Source organism: Streptomyces sp. 7R007, from assembly GCF_054850255.1.
In genome coordinates this window covers 143,969-160,002 of the sequence record NZ_JBTWMV010000010.1, presented here as the reverse complement: position 1 = coordinate 160,002, position 16,034 = coordinate 143,969, and the positions used below count along the sequence as shown (strand labels likewise).

17 protein-coding genes and 1 tRNA gene are annotated in these 16,034 nt (G+C 72.9%); 8 read left to right on the top strand and 10 right to left on the bottom strand.

What is annotated here, in order from left to right; genetic code table 11:
• Positions 1-74 precede the first annotated feature (74 nt).
• Both ACYF6T_RS16075 and ACYF6T_RS16070 read right to left on the bottom strand, forming a co-directional pair.
• Positions 75-587 (bottom strand): FHA domain-containing protein FhaB/FipA, encoded by a 513-nt coding sequence (locus tag ACYF6T_RS16075; RefSeq protein WP_461696926.1) that lies wholly within the window; start codon positions 585-587, stop codon positions 75-77.
• A gap of 10 nt (positions 588-597) precedes the next feature.
• On the bottom strand, positions 598-1,464 hold the full coding sequence (locus ACYF6T_RS16070) for an FhaA domain-containing protein (protein WP_461696925.1): 867 nt from the start codon (positions 1,462-1,464) through the stop codon (positions 598-600).
• 487 nt (positions 1,465-1,951) lie between these two features.
• Between ACYF6T_RS16070 and ACYF6T_RS16065 the strand changes: the two genes are divergently transcribed.
• Positions 1,952-2,038 (top strand) — tRNA-Leu (locus tag ACYF6T_RS16065).
• Positions 2,039-2,152: 114 nt separating this feature from the next.
• Here the strand turns inward: ACYF6T_RS16065 and ACYF6T_RS16060 are convergent.
• Positions 2,153-2,806, bottom strand: coding sequence for an FMN-dependent NADH-azoreductase (locus tag ACYF6T_RS16060; RefSeq protein ID WP_461696923.1), 654 nt, complete (start codon positions 2,804-2,806; stop codon positions 2,153-2,155).
• Between the two features lie 147 nt (positions 2,807-2,953).
• Here ACYF6T_RS16060 and ACYF6T_RS16055 point away from each other — a divergent pair, with 147 nt between their 5' ends.
• The 4 genes from ACYF6T_RS16055 to ACYF6T_RS16040 all read left to right on the top strand — a co-directional run bounded on the left by ACYF6T_RS16055 (position 2,954) and on the right by ACYF6T_RS16040 (position 6,345).
• Positions 2,954-3,334, top strand: coding sequence for a winged helix-turn-helix transcriptional regulator (locus tag ACYF6T_RS16055; protein WP_461696921.1), 381 nt, complete (start codon positions 2,954-2,956; stop codon positions 3,332-3,334).
• Between the two features lie 293 nt (positions 3,335-3,627).
• Positions 3,628-5,079, top strand: a complete 1,452-nt coding sequence (locus ACYF6T_RS16050) for a DUF2252 domain-containing protein (RefSeq protein WP_461696920.1) — start codon at positions 3,628-3,630, stop codon at positions 5,077-5,079.
• Positions 5,080-5,157: 78 nt separating this feature from the next.
• Positions 5,158-5,970 carry a J domain-containing protein gene (locus tag ACYF6T_RS16045; RefSeq protein WP_461696918.1) on the top strand — a complete coding sequence of 271 codons (813 nt, stop codon included), beginning with the start codon at positions 5,158-5,160 and terminating at the stop codon, positions 5,968-5,970.
• Between the two features lie 45 nt (positions 5,971-6,015).
• Entirely contained in the window at positions 6,016-6,345 is a 330-nt protein-coding gene (locus ACYF6T_RS16040; protein ID WP_461697112.1) for a rhodanese-like domain-containing protein, read from the top strand.
• 1 nt (position 6,346) lies between these two features.
• On the opposite strand, the gene ACYF6T_RS16035 is transcribed toward ACYF6T_RS16040, so the two are convergent.
• The 6 genes from ACYF6T_RS16035 to paaA form a co-directional block, all read right to left on the bottom strand.
• A complete protein-coding gene (locus tag ACYF6T_RS16035) occupies positions 6,347-7,480 on the bottom strand; it encodes an acyl-CoA dehydrogenase family protein (RefSeq protein WP_461696916.1) in 1,134 nt (377 codons plus the stop codon).
• A gap of 136 nt (positions 7,481-7,616) precedes the next feature.
• Entirely contained in the window at positions 7,617-8,672 is a 1,056-nt protein-coding gene (locus ACYF6T_RS16030; RefSeq protein WP_461696914.1) for a 2Fe-2S iron-sulfur cluster-binding protein, read from the bottom strand.
• A complete protein-coding gene (gene paaD / locus ACYF6T_RS16025; RefSeq protein WP_461696912.1) occupies positions 8,672-9,193 on the bottom strand; it encodes a 1,2-phenylacetyl-CoA epoxidase subunit PaaD in 522 nt (173 codons plus the stop codon). Before paaD ends, ACYF6T_RS16030 begins: the two co-directional genes overlap by 1 nt.
• Entirely contained in the window at positions 9,187-9,918 is a 732-nt protein-coding gene (gene paaC, locus ACYF6T_RS16020) for a 1,2-phenylacetyl-CoA epoxidase subunit PaaC (protein ID WP_461696910.1), read from the bottom strand. Before paaC ends, paaD begins: the two co-directional genes overlap by 7 nt.
• Positions 9,915-10,202, bottom strand: coding sequence for a 1,2-phenylacetyl-CoA epoxidase subunit PaaB (gene paaB, locus ACYF6T_RS16015; RefSeq protein ID WP_133043987.1), 288 nt, complete (start codon positions 10,200-10,202; stop codon positions 9,915-9,917). The genes paaC and paaB overlap by 4 nt, the downstream gene beginning before the upstream one ends.
• Entirely contained in the window at positions 10,199-11,191 is a 993-nt protein-coding gene (gene paaA, locus ACYF6T_RS16010) for a 1,2-phenylacetyl-CoA epoxidase subunit PaaA (RefSeq protein WP_461696909.1), read from the bottom strand. Before paaA ends, paaB begins: the two co-directional genes overlap by 4 nt.
• Before the next feature lie 264 nt (positions 11,192-11,455).
• Between paaA and ACYF6T_RS16005 the strand changes: the two genes are divergently transcribed.
• From ACYF6T_RS16005 to ACYF6T_RS15995, 3 genes are read left to right on the top strand one after another with little or no spacing between them, the layout of a single operon-like run.
• Positions 11,456-12,253 (top strand): DUF5819 family protein, encoded by a 798-nt coding sequence (locus ACYF6T_RS16005; RefSeq protein WP_461696907.1) that lies wholly within the window; start codon positions 11,456-11,458, stop codon positions 12,251-12,253.
• Entirely contained in the window at positions 12,250-13,446 is a 1,197-nt protein-coding gene (locus ACYF6T_RS16000) for an HTTM domain-containing protein (protein ID WP_461696906.1), read from the top strand. The genes ACYF6T_RS16005 and ACYF6T_RS16000 overlap by 4 nt, the downstream gene beginning before the upstream one ends.
• Before the next feature lie 22 nt (positions 13,447-13,468).
• Positions 13,469-14,224: a TrmH family RNA methyltransferase gene (locus ACYF6T_RS15995; RefSeq protein ID WP_461696904.1), complete on the top strand. Its 756-nt coding sequence runs from the start codon at positions 13,469-13,471 to the stop codon at positions 14,222-14,224.
• On the opposite strand, the gene paaN is transcribed toward ACYF6T_RS15995, so the two are convergent.
• Positions 14,221-15,912: a phenylacetic acid degradation protein PaaN gene (gene paaN, locus ACYF6T_RS15990; RefSeq protein ID WP_461696902.1), complete on the bottom strand. Its 1,692-nt coding sequence runs from the start codon at positions 15,910-15,912 to the stop codon at positions 14,221-14,223. The two genes, ACYF6T_RS15995 and paaN, sit on opposite strands and share 4 nt — an antisense overlap.
• Positions 15,913-16,034: the final 122 nt, after the last annotated feature.

Genomic DNA, 16,034 nt, shown 5'->3' with positions numbered 1-16,034 from the left:
GGAGCGCGCCGGGGCCCGTCGTGGGGGCCGCCGCTGCGTGCTCGCTCCGCTCGCGCCTTTTCATTGATGTAGCACTACTTCCGCAGCTCGATGACTGTCTTGCCGATGCGGATCGGCGCGCCCAGCGGAACCGGCGTGGGGGTCGTCAGCCGGCTCCGGTCGAGGTACGTGCCGTTGGTGGAACCCAGGTCCTCGACGATCCAGTTGCCGTCGCGGTCCGGGTAGATCCTGGCATGACGGCTGGAGGCGTAGTCGTCGTCCAGCACGATCGTGCTGTCGTGCGCCCGGCCCAGGGTGATGGTCTGGCCCTGCAGCGCGACGGTGGTGCCGGTGAGTGTGCCTTCGGTCACCACGAGCTTGGTGGGGGCGTTGCGGCGCTGGCGGCCGCCCGCCTGCTGGCGCTGGGGCGGCGGTGCCGCCTGCTGCCGGGCGACCTGCTGCGGCCGCGCGGCCTCTCGCCTGGACCCGCGCTGGGTGACGCGCGTACCGAACAGGTCGCTGCGGATGACCTGCACGGCCACGATCACGAACAGCCACAGTACGGCCAGGAACCCCAGCCGCATGACCGTGAGGGTCAGCTCTGACATTGCCCCCGCTTCACCCTTCGGCTTGCCTATAGATAACGGTGGTACTGCCCACGACGATCCGCGAGCCGTCGCGGAGCGTAGCGCGGGTGGTGTGCTGCCCGTCCACCACGATGCCGTTGGTGGACCCGAGATCCTGGATCGTCGAGGGCGTTCCGGTCCGGATCTCGCAGTGCCGGCGGGAGACGCCGGGGTCGTCGATCCGCACGTCGGCGTCGGTGCTGCGGCCCAGCACGAGCGTCGCGCGGGAGATCTGATGGCGTGCGCCGTTGATCTCGATCCAGTAGCGGGTGCGGGTGCCGGGCGTCGGCGCGCCGACCGGGCCGCCGGGCCGCAGGGGCTGGGCGGGCTGCGGGTAGCCGTAGCCGCCGGGACGTCCGCCGGGCGGCGGCGCGGCCGGCATCGGCGGGGCGCCCGCGGGGGCGGCGGCCGGCGGGTAGCCGTATCCGCCGGCGCCCGGACGGCCCGCGGCCGGGGCGGCCGGCCCCGCGGCCTGCTGGTTGCTGGAGGAGGCGAGCGTACGGCTGCGCACCCGGTACAGACCGGTGTCGAGGTCGTCGGCCTTCTCCAGGTGGACCTTGATGGGGCCCATGAAGGTGTAGCGCTGCTGCTTGGCGTAGTCGCGCACCATGCCGGCGAGCTCGTCGCCGAGCTGGCCCGAGTAGGGGCTGAGCCGCTCGAAGTCCGGCGTGCTCAGCTCCACGATGAAGTCGTTGGGTACGACGGTGCGGTCGCGGTTCCAGATCTGCGCGTTGTTGTCGCACTCGCGCTGGAGCGCGCCGGCGATCTCCACGGGCTGGACCTCGGACTTGAACACCTTCGCGAAGGTGCCGTTGACCAGACCTTCGAGACGCTGCTCGAACTTCTTCAGGACTCCCATGGGGCACCTCCTCCGTAGCTGCTGCCGTCCTGCATCCCGCCCTGCGGGTACTGCCTTACCTGGTACTGCTTACTGATCGTATCCACGCGCCGGTGAATCGGCTGGTTCCCCCTGTCGGCCCCGTCGACGGGTGTCGACGCCCACGAAGTTCCCTCCGGAGCTCCCCTTCGAACTCCCGGGGCCCACTCCTTCTGCCCAGGATCGTAGAGGCGGCCGCAGACCAGTGTCCCGCACCTGACTGTGGACCCGGCCCGGCTCCTGGGGAGACGGGCGGTACCGGTACGAGGTTGATACGTGAACCAGTACTGGTTGATACGGAGCGGGCCGGTCCGCGCGCCGGCCGGCGCGGAGGCCGGTGTGCGGGACGGTGCTGGTCTGCGGCTGCCCCGCGGGAAGGGATGTGAACCCACCCGGTCCAGCGTGCTAATGTTCTGGGTGTCGGAAGGCGCCGGCCCCACAGGGGAAGGAGCCCGAGGACACACCCAATGCGCGGGTGGCGGAATAGGCAGACGCGCTGGATTCAGGTTCCAGTGCCCGCAAGGGCGTGGGGGTTCAACTCCCCCCTCGCGCACCAGCCGAAGGCCCCCAGGTACCAGACCTGGGGGCCTTCGCGTTGTCCGGTTCTCCGGCCGGACCGGGCGGGGTGACCGCCCCTATCTGGTGAGGACAATCACATGCCGCGGGCCGGTCAGGCGGCCAGACGCGCGGTCAGTTCCTTGGCCCGGGTGACGGCCTGCTCCAGGGCGCGCTCCCGGGAGGCCTCGTACAGGGGGATCAGCTCGGTCATCGCCGGGTTGTGGGGCGCCATGGTGAGCTCCGGGACGATGAAGTCGAGTTGGGCGCCGAAGGAGTCGACGAAGACCGCGCGCAGGTAGTTCTGCACGTACTCGTAGCCCTCGCGCGGCGTGCCGGGCGCGTAGGAGCCGCCGCGGCTGGCGACCACGGTGAAGGGCGTGCCCTTGACCTTCGACTCCTCGGCCATGGCCGTGCGGCCCATCAGGATCACGTTGTCCAGCCAGGCCTTGAGGGTCGAGGGGATGGCGAAGTTGTACATGGGGGCGCCGATCAGCACGGCGTCCGCCTGCTCCAGCTCCTCGATCAGCTTCAGCCGCTCGGCGAAGGCCGCGGTCTGGGCGGGCGTGTGCGAGGCCGGATCGGTGAAGCCGGCGGTGTGGGCGTCGGCGGTGATGTGCGGCACCGGGTCCGTGGACAGGTCGCGGTAGACGACGGTGCCGTCGGGGTGCTGCTCCTCCCAGGTCCTGCGGAAGGCGTCGGTGACGGCGCGGGAGGCGGAGGCGCCGGCGGGGGACAGGGAGGAGTCGATGTGCAGAAGCGTGGCCATGGCGGTCTCCAGGTCCGGGAAGTCAGAGCGACTTCATAGGTTCAGCGACGACGGATTCGTACGTCGCTGCGAGCGACTACGTAACTATGAATAGCACAGTCACTTACTTTTTTTCATCCCCTCACGACGGGGCAGTACCCTGGAGGCATGACGGTCGAGCAGAGTGCGGGGCAGAGCCACGACGCGTCGGCGTGCAAGCAGGTCGACGACGGGATCACCCGCGTCTTCCAGCTGCTGGGCAAGCGCTGGACCGGCCCGATCGTGTCCGTGCTGACCTCGGGGCCCGCGTACTTCGTCCATCTGCGCAGGGCGATCCCCGGCATCAGCGAGCGCATGCTCTCCGACCGCCTCACCGAACTCGCCGCCGCCGGACTGGTCGTGCGCGAGGTCGACGAGGGCCCGCCGCTGCGGGTCTCCTACCGGCTGACCGAGGCGGGGGCGGCGCTGGAGCCGGCGCTCAGGGAGCTCGGCGAGTGGGCGAAGGTGCACCTGCCGGAGGAACCGTGCGCCGGACCGGGGCCGTGCTGACAGGGGTCTGAGGGCCCGGGCCGGGCCTGGGGCATTCCGGCAGGGTCCGGCTGGGGCCTGGGGCCTGGGGCACTCCGGCAGGGTCCGGCGGGCGTCTGGGGTCCCCGGCAGGGTCCGGCCGGGGTCTGGGGCCTGGGGCACTCCGGCAGGGTCCGGCCGGGTTCTGGAGTTACTCCGCGCGGTTGTCCACAGGGACGCGGTCGTCCACAGGGTCTGACGCGATTCGGCCACCGGTTGTACGGTCTGCACGAGTTGATGTTCGTGCGGATACGTGTACGGGGGAGGCGGTCGGCATGACCGAGACCGGTGCCGGGACCACGGCGGAAGCGGCGGCGGAGCCGGCGGCGCGGTCGGCGACGGCGCGGCGGCTGCCGCCCGTGCCGGGGCTGGCCCGGCATCCCGTCGAGGGCTCCCCCAAGGACGAGGGCAAGGCGCTGCGCAAGCGGATACCGCGCGCCGCGCACGCCGAGCTGGACCTGGACCTCGCCCGGCCCGGCGCCGTCGCCGCGGTCGAGGAGTCCAACCGCGGCCGCATCCCCGAGCTGACGCCGATAAGGGTGGGCCGGATGGCGGCCACGCCGTTCGCGTTCCTGCGCGGTTCGGCCGGCCTCATGGCCTACGACCTGGCCCGCACCCCCATGACCACGATCCGCGCCCAGATCTGCGGCGACGCGCACGCGGCGAACTTCGGCCTGTACGCCGACGCGCGCGGCGGCCTGGTCATCGACCTCAACGACTTCGACGAGACGGTCGTCGGCCCCTGGGAGTGGGACCTCAAGCGGCTCGCCGCCTCGCTCGTGCTCGCGGGCCGGGAGGCCGGCGCGGACGAGGAGCGGTGCCGCAAGGCCGCCTTCGACGCGGTCGGCGCCTACCGGCGCACCATGCGGCTGCTGGCCAAGCTGCCGGTGCTGGACGCGTGGAACGCCATCGCGGACGAGGAGCTCGTCTCCCACACCGACGCCCACGACCTGCTGGGCACGCTGGAGCGGGTCTCCGAGAAAGCGCGGGCCAACACCAGCGGGCGGTTCGCGGCGAAGTCGACGGAGCCGACCGAGGACGGCGGCCGGCGCTTCGTGGACGCCCCGCCGGTGCTCAGGCGGGTGGGCGACGCGGAGGCGGCGGCGGTGACGTCGTCCCTGGAGCACTACCTGTCGACCCTCTCCGAGGACCGCCTGCCCCTGCTGGCCCGGCACGCGGTGCACGACGTGGCCTTCCGCATCGTCGGTACGGGCAGCGTGGGGACGCGGTCGTACGTCGTCCTGCTGCTGGACCACCGGGGCGAGCCGCTCGTGCTGCAGGTCAAGGAGGCCCGCCCCTCGGCGCTGGTGCCGCACCTGCTGACCGCCGGGTTCGAGGTGCCGTCGGCCGGTCACGAGGGGCGCCGGGTGGTGCTCGGCCAGAAGCGCATGCAGGTCGTCAGCGACATCCTGCTCGGCTGGACGACCGTGGGCGGACGGCCCTTCCAGGTACGGCAGTTCCGCAACCGCAAGGGCAGCGTCGACCCGGCCGCGCTGGCCGCCGACCAGATCGACGACTACGGCCGGATGACCGGCGCCCTCCTGGCCCGCGCCCACTCCCACAGCGCCGACCCGCGCCTGATCGCCGGGTACTGCGGCAAGAACGAGGAGCTGGACGAGGCGATCGCCGCGTTCGCCGTCGCCTACGCCGACCGCACGGAGGCCGACCACGCGGACCTGGTGGCGGCGGTACGGGCGGGACGGATAGCGGCGGAGACGGGGGTGTGAGGGGCCAGGGGGACCGGCCTGGCCTCCCGGCGACCCGGCGTGAGCCGGGCGGGGCGGGTTCTTGGCTAGGCTGGTCGGGTGACGAGCTCGGAACGTGAGGGTGCAGGCGCCGGTGCGGCGCGTCCCGAGGACCGGCTGGAGCGGGCCGTGCGGGCCGCCGAGCAGGCGCTGATCGAGTACGAGATCGCGGTGGAGACCTTCCGGATCGAGGTCGAGAACTTCTCCCGGCTGCACCACCAGAAGCTCGGCCCCATGTACGCCCGCCTCGACGAGCTGGACGCCCAGATCCTCGAAGCGAAGGCCGAACGCACCGGCGACCCCGAGGACCGGCGCAGGGCGGAGGAGGCGCGGGCCCGGGTGCTGCCCATGCCCGGCGTGGAGGAGCTCTTCCACGGCTGGATGGACGGCGAGGGGCTGTTCCCGGAGGCCGCCGCGATGCTCACCGACCAGCCCGTGCGGCCCCCGCAGCGCGTCCGCCCCAGCGACGAGGCCCGCAAGCTCTACCGCGAACTGGCCCGCAAGGCCCACCCCGACCTCGCCCCCGACGACACCGAGCGGGCCCGCCGCGAGGAGTTCCTCACCCGGGTCAACGCCGCCTACGCCCGCGGCGACGAGCCCCTGCTGCGGGAGCTGGCCGAGGAGTGGGCCAAGGGCCCCGCCCCCGCCGAGCGCGGCCCGAGCCGCAGCGAGGAGCTCTACGCCCGCCTGGAGTGGCTCGCCCAGCGCAAGGAACTGCTCAGCCTGGTCGCCAAGGAGCTGGAGGAGGGCGCCATCGGCTCGATGCTCCGCCTCGCCCCGGACGACCCCGACCGCCTCCTGGACGAGATCGCCGAACAGCTCCTGGCCGACGTGGCGGAGAAGGAACGCGAGCTGGCGGCCCTGCTCACCTGATCGCGGTGTTCGGGTAGCGTCGGGGGCATGCATTTCGGAGCTGGTGTGCCCACGGTCGAGGTCGGCGACCTCAAGGACGACGACTTCCTGCTGGACGTCCGCGAGGACGACGAGTGGCAGGCGGGTCATGCCGAAGGGGCGCTGCACATCCCCCTCAGCGAGTTCGTGGCCCGTTACGGCGAACTGACCGAGGCCGCCCCGCAGGACGGCCGCGTCCACGTCATCTGCCGCTCCGGCGGCCGCTCGGCGCAGGTCGCGATGTACCTGCTCCAGCAGGGCGTCGACGCCGTGAACGTCGACGGCGGCATGCAGGTCTGGGCGGCGGCCGGCCGGCCGGTGGTGACGGACGAGGGCCGGCCGGGGCACGTGCTGTAGGTCAGCCCAGCGGGTGCGCGGCCAGCAGGTCGCCCAGCGCCTCCTCGTGTGCCGCGGCCGGGCCGAGCGACAGCTCCAGGTGCTTGGCCCAGGCGTGGTAGCGGTGCAGCGGGTACTCCACGTCCGCGCCGAACCCGCCGTGCAGATGCTGTGCCGTCTGCACGACCCGCCTGACGCCCTCCGACGCCCAGATCTTGGCGACGGCGACGTCCCCGGAGGCGGGCAGTGCGCCGGGGGCGCCCGAGGTGATCCGCCAGGCCGCCTGCCACAGCGTGGCCTCCATCGCGCGCAGGTCGATGTAGCGGTCGGCGGCCTGCACGGCGACGGCCTGGAAGGTGGCGACGGGATGCCCGAACTGCTCCCGCTTGCCGGTGTACTCGCTGGTCATCCTCAGCACCCGCTCGCCCAGGCCCAGCGCCAGCGCGCAGCTGCCGGTGGCCAGCAGCTCACGCAGCCACTCCCACGCCCCGTCGGCGTCCACGACGTCCCGGCCCGCGATCCGCGCGGACTCCAGGCGCAGCTCCCCGAGCCGCTCGCCGGAGGTGGAGACCTGCTCGCCGAGCGCGACGCCTTCGTGGACGCGCGGGACCACGGCGAGCAGGGTCCGGTCGGCGGAGGTGTGCGCCGGTACGACGACGAAGTCGGCGGTGTGCGCCCACGGCACGGCCGTCTGCACCCCGTCCAGGACCCAGTCGTCGCCGTCCCGCCGCGCGCTCACGGCGAGTTCGGCCGGGTCGTGTCCGGTACGGCCGTTGGCGGCGACGGTCAGCACCACCTCGCCGCGGCCCGCCCGCGCGAGAAGCGCCGACGTCAGCTCCTCGTCGCCGTAAGCCTGCACGGCGGCCAGCGCCGCGGTGTTCTCCAGCAGCGGCACCCGCGCCAGCACCTTCGCCGACTCCCGCAGCACCAGACACAGCGCGACGGCGTCCAGCCCCGCCCCGCCGTGCCGCGGATCCAGCAGCAGGCTCAGCAGGTCCGCCTCGGCGAGCCGTCCCCACAGCGCCCGGTCGAAGTCCTCGGCCACGGCCCCCGCGACCAGCGAGGGGGAGGGCACCGCGTCGGGCGCGACCGCGGCGAACACCCCGCGGGCCGCCTCGGCCGCCGCCTGCTGCTCCTCGGTGAAGGTGAAGTCCACGTCCTGTCCTCCCGGCCGGGTCCGCTCGGCCGCGACCGGTCCGACGGCCGCGGCTGATCTGACGGTCCGTCAAGATAGAACAGGTTCTAGAAGAAGGGAACGGCCCGCCGGCCCCCAATGGCGCGCGCGTCCTCGGTCACCGGTCGAAGTCCAGCTCCACCTTCTCCGTCACCGGATGCGACTGGCACGCCAGCACGTACCCCGCCTCCGTCTCCTCCCGCTCCAGCGCGAAGTTGCGGTCCATGCGCACCTCGCCGGCGACCAGGAAGGCCCGGCAGGTGCCGCACACCCCGCCCTTGCAGGCGTAGGGCGCGTCGGGGCGGTTGCGCAGCACCGCCTCCAGCAGGGACTCGCCCTCCCGCACCGGCCAGGTCCCCCCGCGGCCGTCGAGCCGCGCGGTCACCGTGCTGTGCGCGGGCGCGGGGGTGCTCGCGGCGGGGGCGACGGGGTCCACGTGGAAGATCTCCTCGTGGATACGGGCCCGGGCCACCCCGAGACCCCGCAGGGCCCGCTCGGCCCCCTGCACCAGCCCGTACGGCCCGCACAGGAACCAGCCCGAGACCTCCCCCACCGGCAGCAGCGCCGGCAGCAGCCCGGTCAGCCGCTCCCGGTCCAGCCGCCCGGACGGCAGCCCGGCCTGCTGCTCCTCCCGGGACAGCACGGTCACCAGCTGCAACCGCTCCGGATAGCGGTCCTTGAGGTCGGCGACCTCCTCCAGGAACATCGTCGAGGCGGTCGTACGGTCGCTGCGTATCAGGCAGAACCGGGCCGCGGGCTCCCGTGCCAGCAGCGTCGAGACGATCGACAGCACCGGGGTGATGCCGCTGCCGCCCACGACCGCCGCGTACAGCCCGGGCGCCGGCTCCAGGGTGAAGCGCCCGGCCGGGGTCATCACCTCGACCTCGTCGCCGACGGCGATCTCCTTGAACGCGTACGTGGAGAACTCCCCGCCCTCGACCAGCCGCACCCCCACCCGCAGCTGCCGCGGCCCCTCGGCGTCCGGAGCCGGGGAGCAGATCGAGTACGTGCGCCGGATCTCCCGTCCGTCGGCCCTGCGCCGCAGGGCGAGGTGCTGGCCGGGGGCGTGGCGGTAGGCGGCGCGCAGCTCGGGCGGCACGGTGAAGGTCAGGGCCACGGAGTCGTCGGTGAGCCGGTCGACCGCCGCCACCGGGAGCGCGTGGAAGCGGGCCATCACAACTCCTTGAAGTGGTCGAACGGTTCACGGCAGGACAGGCAGCGCCGCAGCGCCTTGCACGCCGTGGAGGAGAACCGGCTGAGCAGTTCGGTGTCGGCCGAGCCGCAGTGCGGGCAGCGCACGGGCTCCTCGGCGCGGGTGCGCGTCGGGCCCAGTGTCAGGGCGACCGGGCCCGGCGCGGCCTGGGGGCGGGGCGGTGCGATGCCGAACTCCCGCAGTTTGCGGCGGCCTTCGGCCGTGATGTCGTCGGTCGACCAGGCCGGCTCCAGCACCGTGCGCACGGTGACCTCGCGTACGCCGTGCGCGTGCAGGGCGCGCTCTATGTCCAGGGACATCGCCTCGATGGCCGGACAGCCGGTGTAGGTCGGGGTCAGCTCGACGTCGACCGCGTCGGCACCGCGCAGGCGCACCGCGCGGACCACGCCGAGCTCCTGGAGCGTGAGCACCGGCAGCTCGGGGTCGGGCACCGACCCGGCGATCTGAAGCAGCTCCGCCTCCAGCGGGGTGGCCGTCACCATGACGCCCCCGGATGGCTGCGGTGCAGGTGCTGCATCTCGGCGAGCATCCGCCCGAAGGGTTCGGTGTGCAGGCCCTGGCGGCCCGCCCCGGCCGTCCACGCGCCGGACCGCGGCCCCTCGGGAACCGTCAGGGTCGCCCGGCCCAGCACGTCCCCGACCGCCGCCAGCCAGGCCGCCTCCAGGCCCGCCCAGTCCACGTCGAGCCCCTCGACCGGCTGGAACAGCTCGCCGGTGAAGCGCCACAGGGCGTCCACCGCCCGCTGCATCCGCTCGTGACTGACCTGCGTGCCGTCGCCGAGGCGCAGCGTCCACTGCTCGGCGTGGTCGCGGTGGTAGGCGACCTCCTTGACGGCCTTCGCCGCCAGCGGCGCGAACGGGCCGCCGCCGGTGGCCAGTCCGGCGTGCAGGAGGTGCTGGTAGGTGGAGAAGTACAGCTGGCGGGCGATGGTGTGGGCGAAGTCGCCGTTGGGCTGCTCGACCAGCTGGACGTTGCGGAAGGCGCGCTCCTCGCGCAGGTACGCCAGCTCGTCCTCGTCGCCGGCCATCGACAGCAGCACGCGGGCCTGGCCGAGCAGGTCCAGCGCGATGTTGGCGAGGGCGACCTCCTCCTCCAGGACGGGGGCGTGGCCCGCCCACTCGCCGAGGCGGTGGGAGAGCACCAGGGCGTCGTCGCCGAGGGCGAGCGCGGCCGTCGCGGGGACCGGGGTCGTCTCGGGCGTGGTCACAGGTGCTTCACCCCCTCCGGGATCTCGTAGAAGGTCGGGTGCCGGTAGGGCTTGTCGGCGGCCGGTTCGAAGAACGGGTCCTTCTCGTCCGGCGAGGACGCGGTGATGGCGGCGGAGGGCACGACCCAGATCGAGACGCCCTCGCCGCGCCGGGTGTACAGGTCGCGGGCGTTGCGCAGGGCGAACTCCGCGTCCGGCGCGTGCAGGCTGCCGGCGTGGGTGTGCGAGAGGCCGCGGCGGGAGCGTACGAAGACCTCCCACAGGGGCCAGTCGGTGTTCGTCATGCTCGCGTCGCTCCCGTCTCGCCGGTGTGTTTCGCCGCGTAGGCCGCGGCCGCCTCCCGCACCCACGCGCCCTCTTCATGGGCCCGCCTGCGCTGGGATATCCGCTGCTCGTTGCACGGGCCGTTGCCCTTGAGGACCTCGCGGAACTCCGTCCAGTCGATCGGGCCGAAGTCGTAGTGCCCCCGCTCCTCGTTCCACTTCAGGTCCGGGTCGGGGAGGGTGAGGCCGAGGGACTCGGCCTGGGGGACGCAGATGTCGACGAAGCGCTGGCGCAGCTCGTCGTTCGAGTGCCGCTTGATCTTCCACGCCATCGACTGCGCCGAGTGCGCCGACTCGTCGTCGGGCGGGCCGAACATCATCAGGGACGGCCACCACCAGCGGTCCACCGCGTCCTGCGCCATGGCGTGCTGCTCGGGGGTGCCCTTGCTCAGGGCCAGCAGCAGCTCGTAGCCCTGGCGCTGGTGGAAGGACTCCTCCTTGCAGATGCGGATCATCGCGCGCGCGTACGGGCCGTAGGAGCAGCGGCACAGGGGCACCTGGTTGGTGATCGCCGCGCCGTCCACCAGCCAGCCGATCGCGCCGACGTCCGCCCAGGTCAGCGTCGGGTAGTTGAAGATGGAGGAGTACTTCTGGCGGCCGGAGTGCAGCTTGTCGAGCAGCTCGTCGCGACCGGTGCCCAGGGTCTCGGCCGCGCTGTACAGGTACAGCCCGTGGCCGGCCTCGTCCTGGACCTTGGCCATCAGGATGGCCTTGCGGCGCAGGCTGGGCGCGCGCGTGATCCAGTTGGCCTCCGGCTGCATGCCGATGATCTCGGAGTGGGCGTGCTGCGCGATCTGGCGCACCAGCGTGGCGCGATAGGCGTCGGGCATCCAGTCGCGCGGCTCGATGCGCTCGTCGGCGGCCACGGCGGCGTCGAAGGCCCGCTCGTACGCGGCGGTGCCGGTCTCCTCCTCGGTGCCGTACGCCTGGTGCGCGGCTGCTGTCGCCATGCGGTCCCCCTCGACCTGGGCTCTGTGCGGGACTCGCTCCCGACCGATCGTTCGGTTCGTGCGATTCCATGGTGGGTCGGGCGCCGTAAGGTGTCAACCGCTGTGGATAACCTGCGGCCAACCTGCGACCACAGCCTGTGGACAACGCGGACCGCCTCGCATACGCCGTACGGCCTGAGTACCGTTCGCGCATGCGGCCGCGGGACCGGACGGCCGGACGGTTGGATGGCCGGATGGCGGATGCGGATCGGGAGAGGGGGCGCGATGGACGCGTACGACGCGGGCCCGCAGGCCGGCCGGGAGCGCGAGGGGGACGAGGACGCGGCCGGCGCCCCGGCGCCCGACGCACCGATGCCGCCCGTCCCGGCGCCCGCCGGCTCGGGAGTCTCCTCCTCCGTGCCCGGCGCCCCGCCCCGTGCGGGCGTCGCCGCCCTCTCGCTGCGCTACCAGATCGGCGCCGCCCTGGCGCTCGCGGTCGTCGCCGTCGCCGTCTGTGTGCACCTCGGCATGGTCTTCCTGCACGTCGCGCCGTCCAACACGCTCACCAAGCAGCACGGCAAGGCGATCGACGACTGGGTCTACCCGGAGTTCGAGCAGAACTGGAAGCTGTTCGCGCCCAACCCGCTACAGCAGAACATCGCCGTCCAGGTCCGCGCGGACGTGGCCACGGCGGACGGCGGGGTGCGCACCACCGGCTGGTACGACCTGTCCGCCGAGGACGGCCGGGCCATCGACGGCAACCTGCTGCCCAGCCACACCCAGCAGAACGAACTGCGCCGGGCCTGGGACTTCTTCCTCTCCACCCACGACAGCGACAACCGCGCCACGGGCCTGCGCGGCGCCCTGTCGGAAACGTATCTGCGGCGCATCGCCGTGCTGCGCCTGGACCGCGACGACGCGGCCGGCGAGGGCGGCACCCTCCAGCGCGTCCAGATCCGCTCCCGTACCACCAACGTGGCCCCGCCGAAGTGGAGCCGCGAGCAGATCTCCGACCAGCCGATGTACCGCGTGCTGCCGTGGTGGTCGGTGACGTCCGCCGACACCGAGGGAGGCGCCGGGTGAACCGCTTCGCCCTGTCGGTGTCCGCCGGCATCGCCCGTGTCACGGAGGCCGCGCTCGGCCCGTACCAGACGGCCGTGATCCGCATCGGCTTCAGCGCCACCTGGCTGCTGTTCCTGCTGCGCGAGCTCCCCCACCGCCGGGAGCTGTACGGACCCGACGGCCCGTGGAGCTGGGACCTCGCCCAGCAGCTGATCTCCGTCAACCACGCCTTCACGGCCCTGATGTGGTCCGACGGCGAGGTCTGGTTCGAGCTCGTCTACGCCGTCGCCGTCCTGTCGAGCGTCCTGCTGCTGCTGGGCTGGCGCACGCGCGCGATGTCCGTGCTGTTCATGGTCGGCGTGCTGTCGCTGCAGAACCGCAGCGTCTTCATGGGCGACGGCGGCGACAACGTCCTGCACCTGATGTCGGTCTACCTCGTCTTCACGCGCTGCGGCCAGGTGTGGTCCCTGGACGCGCGCCGGGCACGCACGCGTGGCGAGCGGACCGCCGACCGGGTCGGCCCGGCGCTGTGGGCGGTGCTCGGCTTCGTGCTGGTGGCGGCGACCGCGGGCGGACGTTTCGACGGCGTGGACCTGACCGTGCCGGTCATCCTGTGGGCGGCGTGGCTCGGGCACGCCGTGCGGTGGGCCGTCGACCGCTTCGCGAAGAGCGCCGAGCCGCGGATCCTGCTCGACGTCGTCGCCCACATCGTGCACAACGGCGCCCTGCTGGTGATCATGGCCGAAGCGTGCCTGATCTACGCGACGGCGGGCTGGTACAAGATCCAGGGCTCGCGCTGGCAGGACGGCACCGCGGTCTACTACCCGCTCCACCTGGACTACTTCTCGCCCTGGCCGGCCCTGGCCGACGCGCTGTCCGCCAGCGGCACGATGGTGATGCTGGTGACGTACGGGACGGTCATCGTGCAGGTCGCCTTCCCCTTCACGCTGTTCCACCGGCGGGTCAAGAACGTCCTGCTGGCGGCCATGATGACCGAGCACGCCGTGATCGCCGTGGTCCTCGGGCTGCCGTTCTTCTCCCTGGCGATGATCGCCGCCGACTCCGTGTTCCTGCCGACGTCGTTCCTGCGCCGGGTGGGCGGCTGGGCGGCACGCGCGCGTGCTGGCGTACGCGCCCGGGCGGGCCGTACGGCGGTTCCGCAGCCGCGCGCTCCGGAGGACTCCGAGCACCTGCGCGCGGGGCAGCCGACCTGACGGCGCACGTAGGCTGCACGCCATGACCGACCCCGTGAGCGCCTGGCACCGGCTCGCCGACACCTGCGTGCTGCTCGACGGCTTCCACGCCCTCAAGCACGCCCTGCGCTTCGGGGCCGAGGTGCCGGGGGCGGTCGCCGTCGACCGGGCGGCGGCGCTCGCCCTCGCCGACGAGCTGGCGCCGGACGTGCGCCCGGCGCTGGACGCCCTGCTCGCCGAGGTCCCGGAACCGGTGTACCGCACCCTGGTACCCCGCCCGCACCCCACCGCGGTGGCCGCCCTGGCGGTACGACCGTCCCGCGCGGCCAACCTCCAGAAGCTGGCCCGCACCCCGCGCACCGCCCCGGTCGTCGTCCTCGACGACCCGCGCAACCTCGGCAACGCCGGCGCCGTCATCCGCCTGGCCGCCGGCTTCGGCGCGACCGGCGTCGTCACCACCGGCACGCTCGACCCCTGGCACCCCACGGTGGTGCGCGGCGGCGCGGGCCTGCACTTCGCCACCGCGGTGGAGCGGCTGACGCCGGCGGAGCTGCCCGCCGGACCCCTGTTCGCCCTGGACCCGGAGGGCGACGACATCCGGGGCGTGAAGCTCCCGGACGACGCCGTCCTCGCGTTCGGCTCCGAGCGCAGCGGCCTGTCGGACGAGGTACGCGCGTGTGCCGACCAGCTGCTCGCGCTGCCGATGCGCCCGCAGGTCTCCAGCTACAACCTGGCCACCAGCGTGGGGATGACGCTCTACCACTGGAGCACGACCGGCTTCCCGGCCGCCGGCTCCTAGGCTTCCCGGCGCACCTCGACCACCCGGAAACGGCCCGCGACGAACGCGCCGTCGCACAGCGCCGCGTTCGCCGCCGGGTTGCCGCCGGACCCGTGGAAGTCGGAGAAGGCGGCCGTCTGGTTGACGTACACCCCGCCCGTCAGGTTCAGCGACAGCTGCGCGGCCTCCTCCAGGCAGACCTCCTGCACGGCCCGCTCGACGTCCTCGTCGCTCGTGTAGGCGCCCACGGTCATCGCGCCCTTCTCGCGGATCGTGCGCCGCAGCAGCTCAAGCGCGTCGGCCGTCGAGTCGACCGCGACGGCGAAGGAGACGGGGCCGAAGCACTCGCTCATGTAGGCGGACTCGTCGTCGGGTTTGGCGCCGTCCAGCTTCACGATCACCGGGGTGCGCACGACCGCGCCCGGGAACTCCGGGTTGGTGATCTCCCGCGACGCCAGGGCCACCTCGCCGAGACCCGCCGCGGCCTCCAAACGCGCCTTCACGTCCGGGTTGACGATCGCGCCGAGCAGGGCGTTGGCGCGCGCGTCGTCGCCGAGCAGGCCGTCGACCGAGCGGGCGAGGTCGGCGACCACCTCGTCGAAGGTCTTCGGGCCCTCGTCGGTGCGGATGCCGTCCCGGGGGATCAGCAGGTTCTGCGGGGTCGTGCACATCTGGCCGCTGTACAGGGACAGCGAGAACGCCAGGTTGGCGAGCATCCCCTGGTAGTTCGCGGTGGAGTCGACGACCACCGTGTTGACGCCGGCCTTCTCCGTGTAGACCTGCGCCTGGCGGGCGTTGGCCTCCAGCCAGTCGCCGAACGACGTCGACCCGGTGTAGTCGATGATCCTGATCTCCGGCCGGGTGGCCAGGGTCTTGGCGATGCCCTCGCCGGGGCGTTCGGCGGCCAGGGCGATCAGGTTCGGGTCGAAGCCGGCGTCGGCCAGCACCTCCCGCGCGAGACGGACCGTGAGCGCGAGCGGCAGCACCGCGCGCGGGTGCGGCTTGACGAGGACCGCGTTGCCGGTGGCGAGGGAGGCGAACAGGCCCGGATAGCCGTTCCACGTCGGGAAGGTGTTGCACCCGATGACCAGCGCGATCCCGCGCGGGACCGGCGTGAACTGCTTGGTGAGCGCCAGCGGGTCCCGCTTGCCCTGCGGCTTGGTCCACTCCGCCGTGTCGGGCGTGCGCACCTGCTCCACGTAGGCGTACGCCACCGCCTCCAGGCCCCGGTCCTGCGCGTGCGGGCCGCCCGCCTGGAACGCCATCATGAAGGCCTGGCCGCTGGTGTGCATGACCGCGTGCGCGAACTCGTGCGTCCGGTCGCTGATCCGCTTGAGGATCTCCAGGCACACCACCGCGCGCATCTCCGCGCCCGCGTCCCGCCAGGCCCGCTGACCGGCCTTCATGGCGGGCAGCAGCACGTCGGGGTCCGCGTGCGGGTACTCCACGCCCAGCTCGATCCCGTACGGCGACACCTCGCCGCCGACCCAGTCGTCCGTGCCGGGCTGGCCGAGGTCGAGGCGGGTGCCCAGCAGGGCGTCGAAGGCGGCCTTGCCCGCGGCCATGTCCAGGCTGCCGTTCTCGCCGTAGGCCTTGGGGTGCTCGGGGTGGGGGGACCAGTACGCGCGCGTGCGGATCGCTTCCAGCGCCTGGTCGAGGGTGGGCCGGTGCTTGGCGATCAGCTCGTGCGCGGTCAGTTCGGCGGCCATGCGGGACCAACTCCTCGTCTTGTGAACTCTCCGTCGAGCTCATGACCTGGGCAGAAACATGGGCGGGAAGGGGCCGTGAGAGTTAGAGTAACCGAACGATCGGTCGGGACAAGGGGGCCTGC

Bases quoted from the DNA above. Each gene is read 5' to 3' on its own strand.
- ACYF6T_RS16075 (WP_461696926.1), bottom strand. From the start codon at position 587: ATGTCAGAGCTGACCCTCACGGTCATGCGGCTGGGGTTCCTGGCCGTA.
- ACYF6T_RS16070 (WP_461696925.1), bottom strand. From the start codon at position 1,464: ATGGGAGTCCTGAAGAAGTTCGAGCAGCGTCTCGAAGGTCTGGTCAAC.
- ACYF6T_RS16060 (WP_461696923.1), bottom strand. From the start codon at position 2,806: ATGGCCACGCTTCTGCACATCGACTCCTCCCTGTCCCCCGCCGGCGCC.
- ACYF6T_RS16055 (WP_461696921.1), top strand. From the start codon at position 2,954: ATGACGGTCGAGCAGAGTGCGGGGCAGAGCCACGACGCGTCGGCGTGC.
- ACYF6T_RS16050 (WP_461696920.1), top strand. From the start codon at position 3,628: ATGACCGAGACCGGTGCCGGGACCACGGCGGAAGCGGCGGCGGAGCCG.
- ACYF6T_RS16030 (WP_461696914.1), bottom strand. From the start codon at position 8,672: ATGGCCCGCTTCCACGCGCTCCCGGTGGCGGCGGTCGACCGGCTCACC.
- paaD (WP_461696912.1), bottom strand. From the start codon at position 9,193: ATGGTGACGGCCACCCCGCTGGAGGCGGAGCTGCTTCAGATCGCCGGG.
- paaB (WP_133043987.1), bottom strand. From the start codon at position 10,202: ATGACGAACACCGACTGGCCCCTGTGGGAGGTCTTCGTACGCTCCCGC.
- paaA (WP_461696909.1), bottom strand. From the start codon at position 11,191: ATGGCGACAGCAGCCGCGCACCAGGCGTACGGCACCGAGGAGGAGACC.
- ACYF6T_RS16005 (WP_461696907.1), top strand. From the start codon at position 11,456: ATGGACGCGTACGACGCGGGCCCGCAGGCCGGCCGGGAGCGCGAGGGG.
- ACYF6T_RS15995 (WP_461696904.1), top strand. From the start codon at position 13,469: ATGACCGACCCCGTGAGCGCCTGGCACCGGCTCGCCGACACCTGCGTG.
- paaN (WP_461696902.1), bottom strand. From the start codon at position 15,912: ATGGCCGCCGAACTGACCGCGCACGAGCTGATCGCCAAGCACCGGCCC.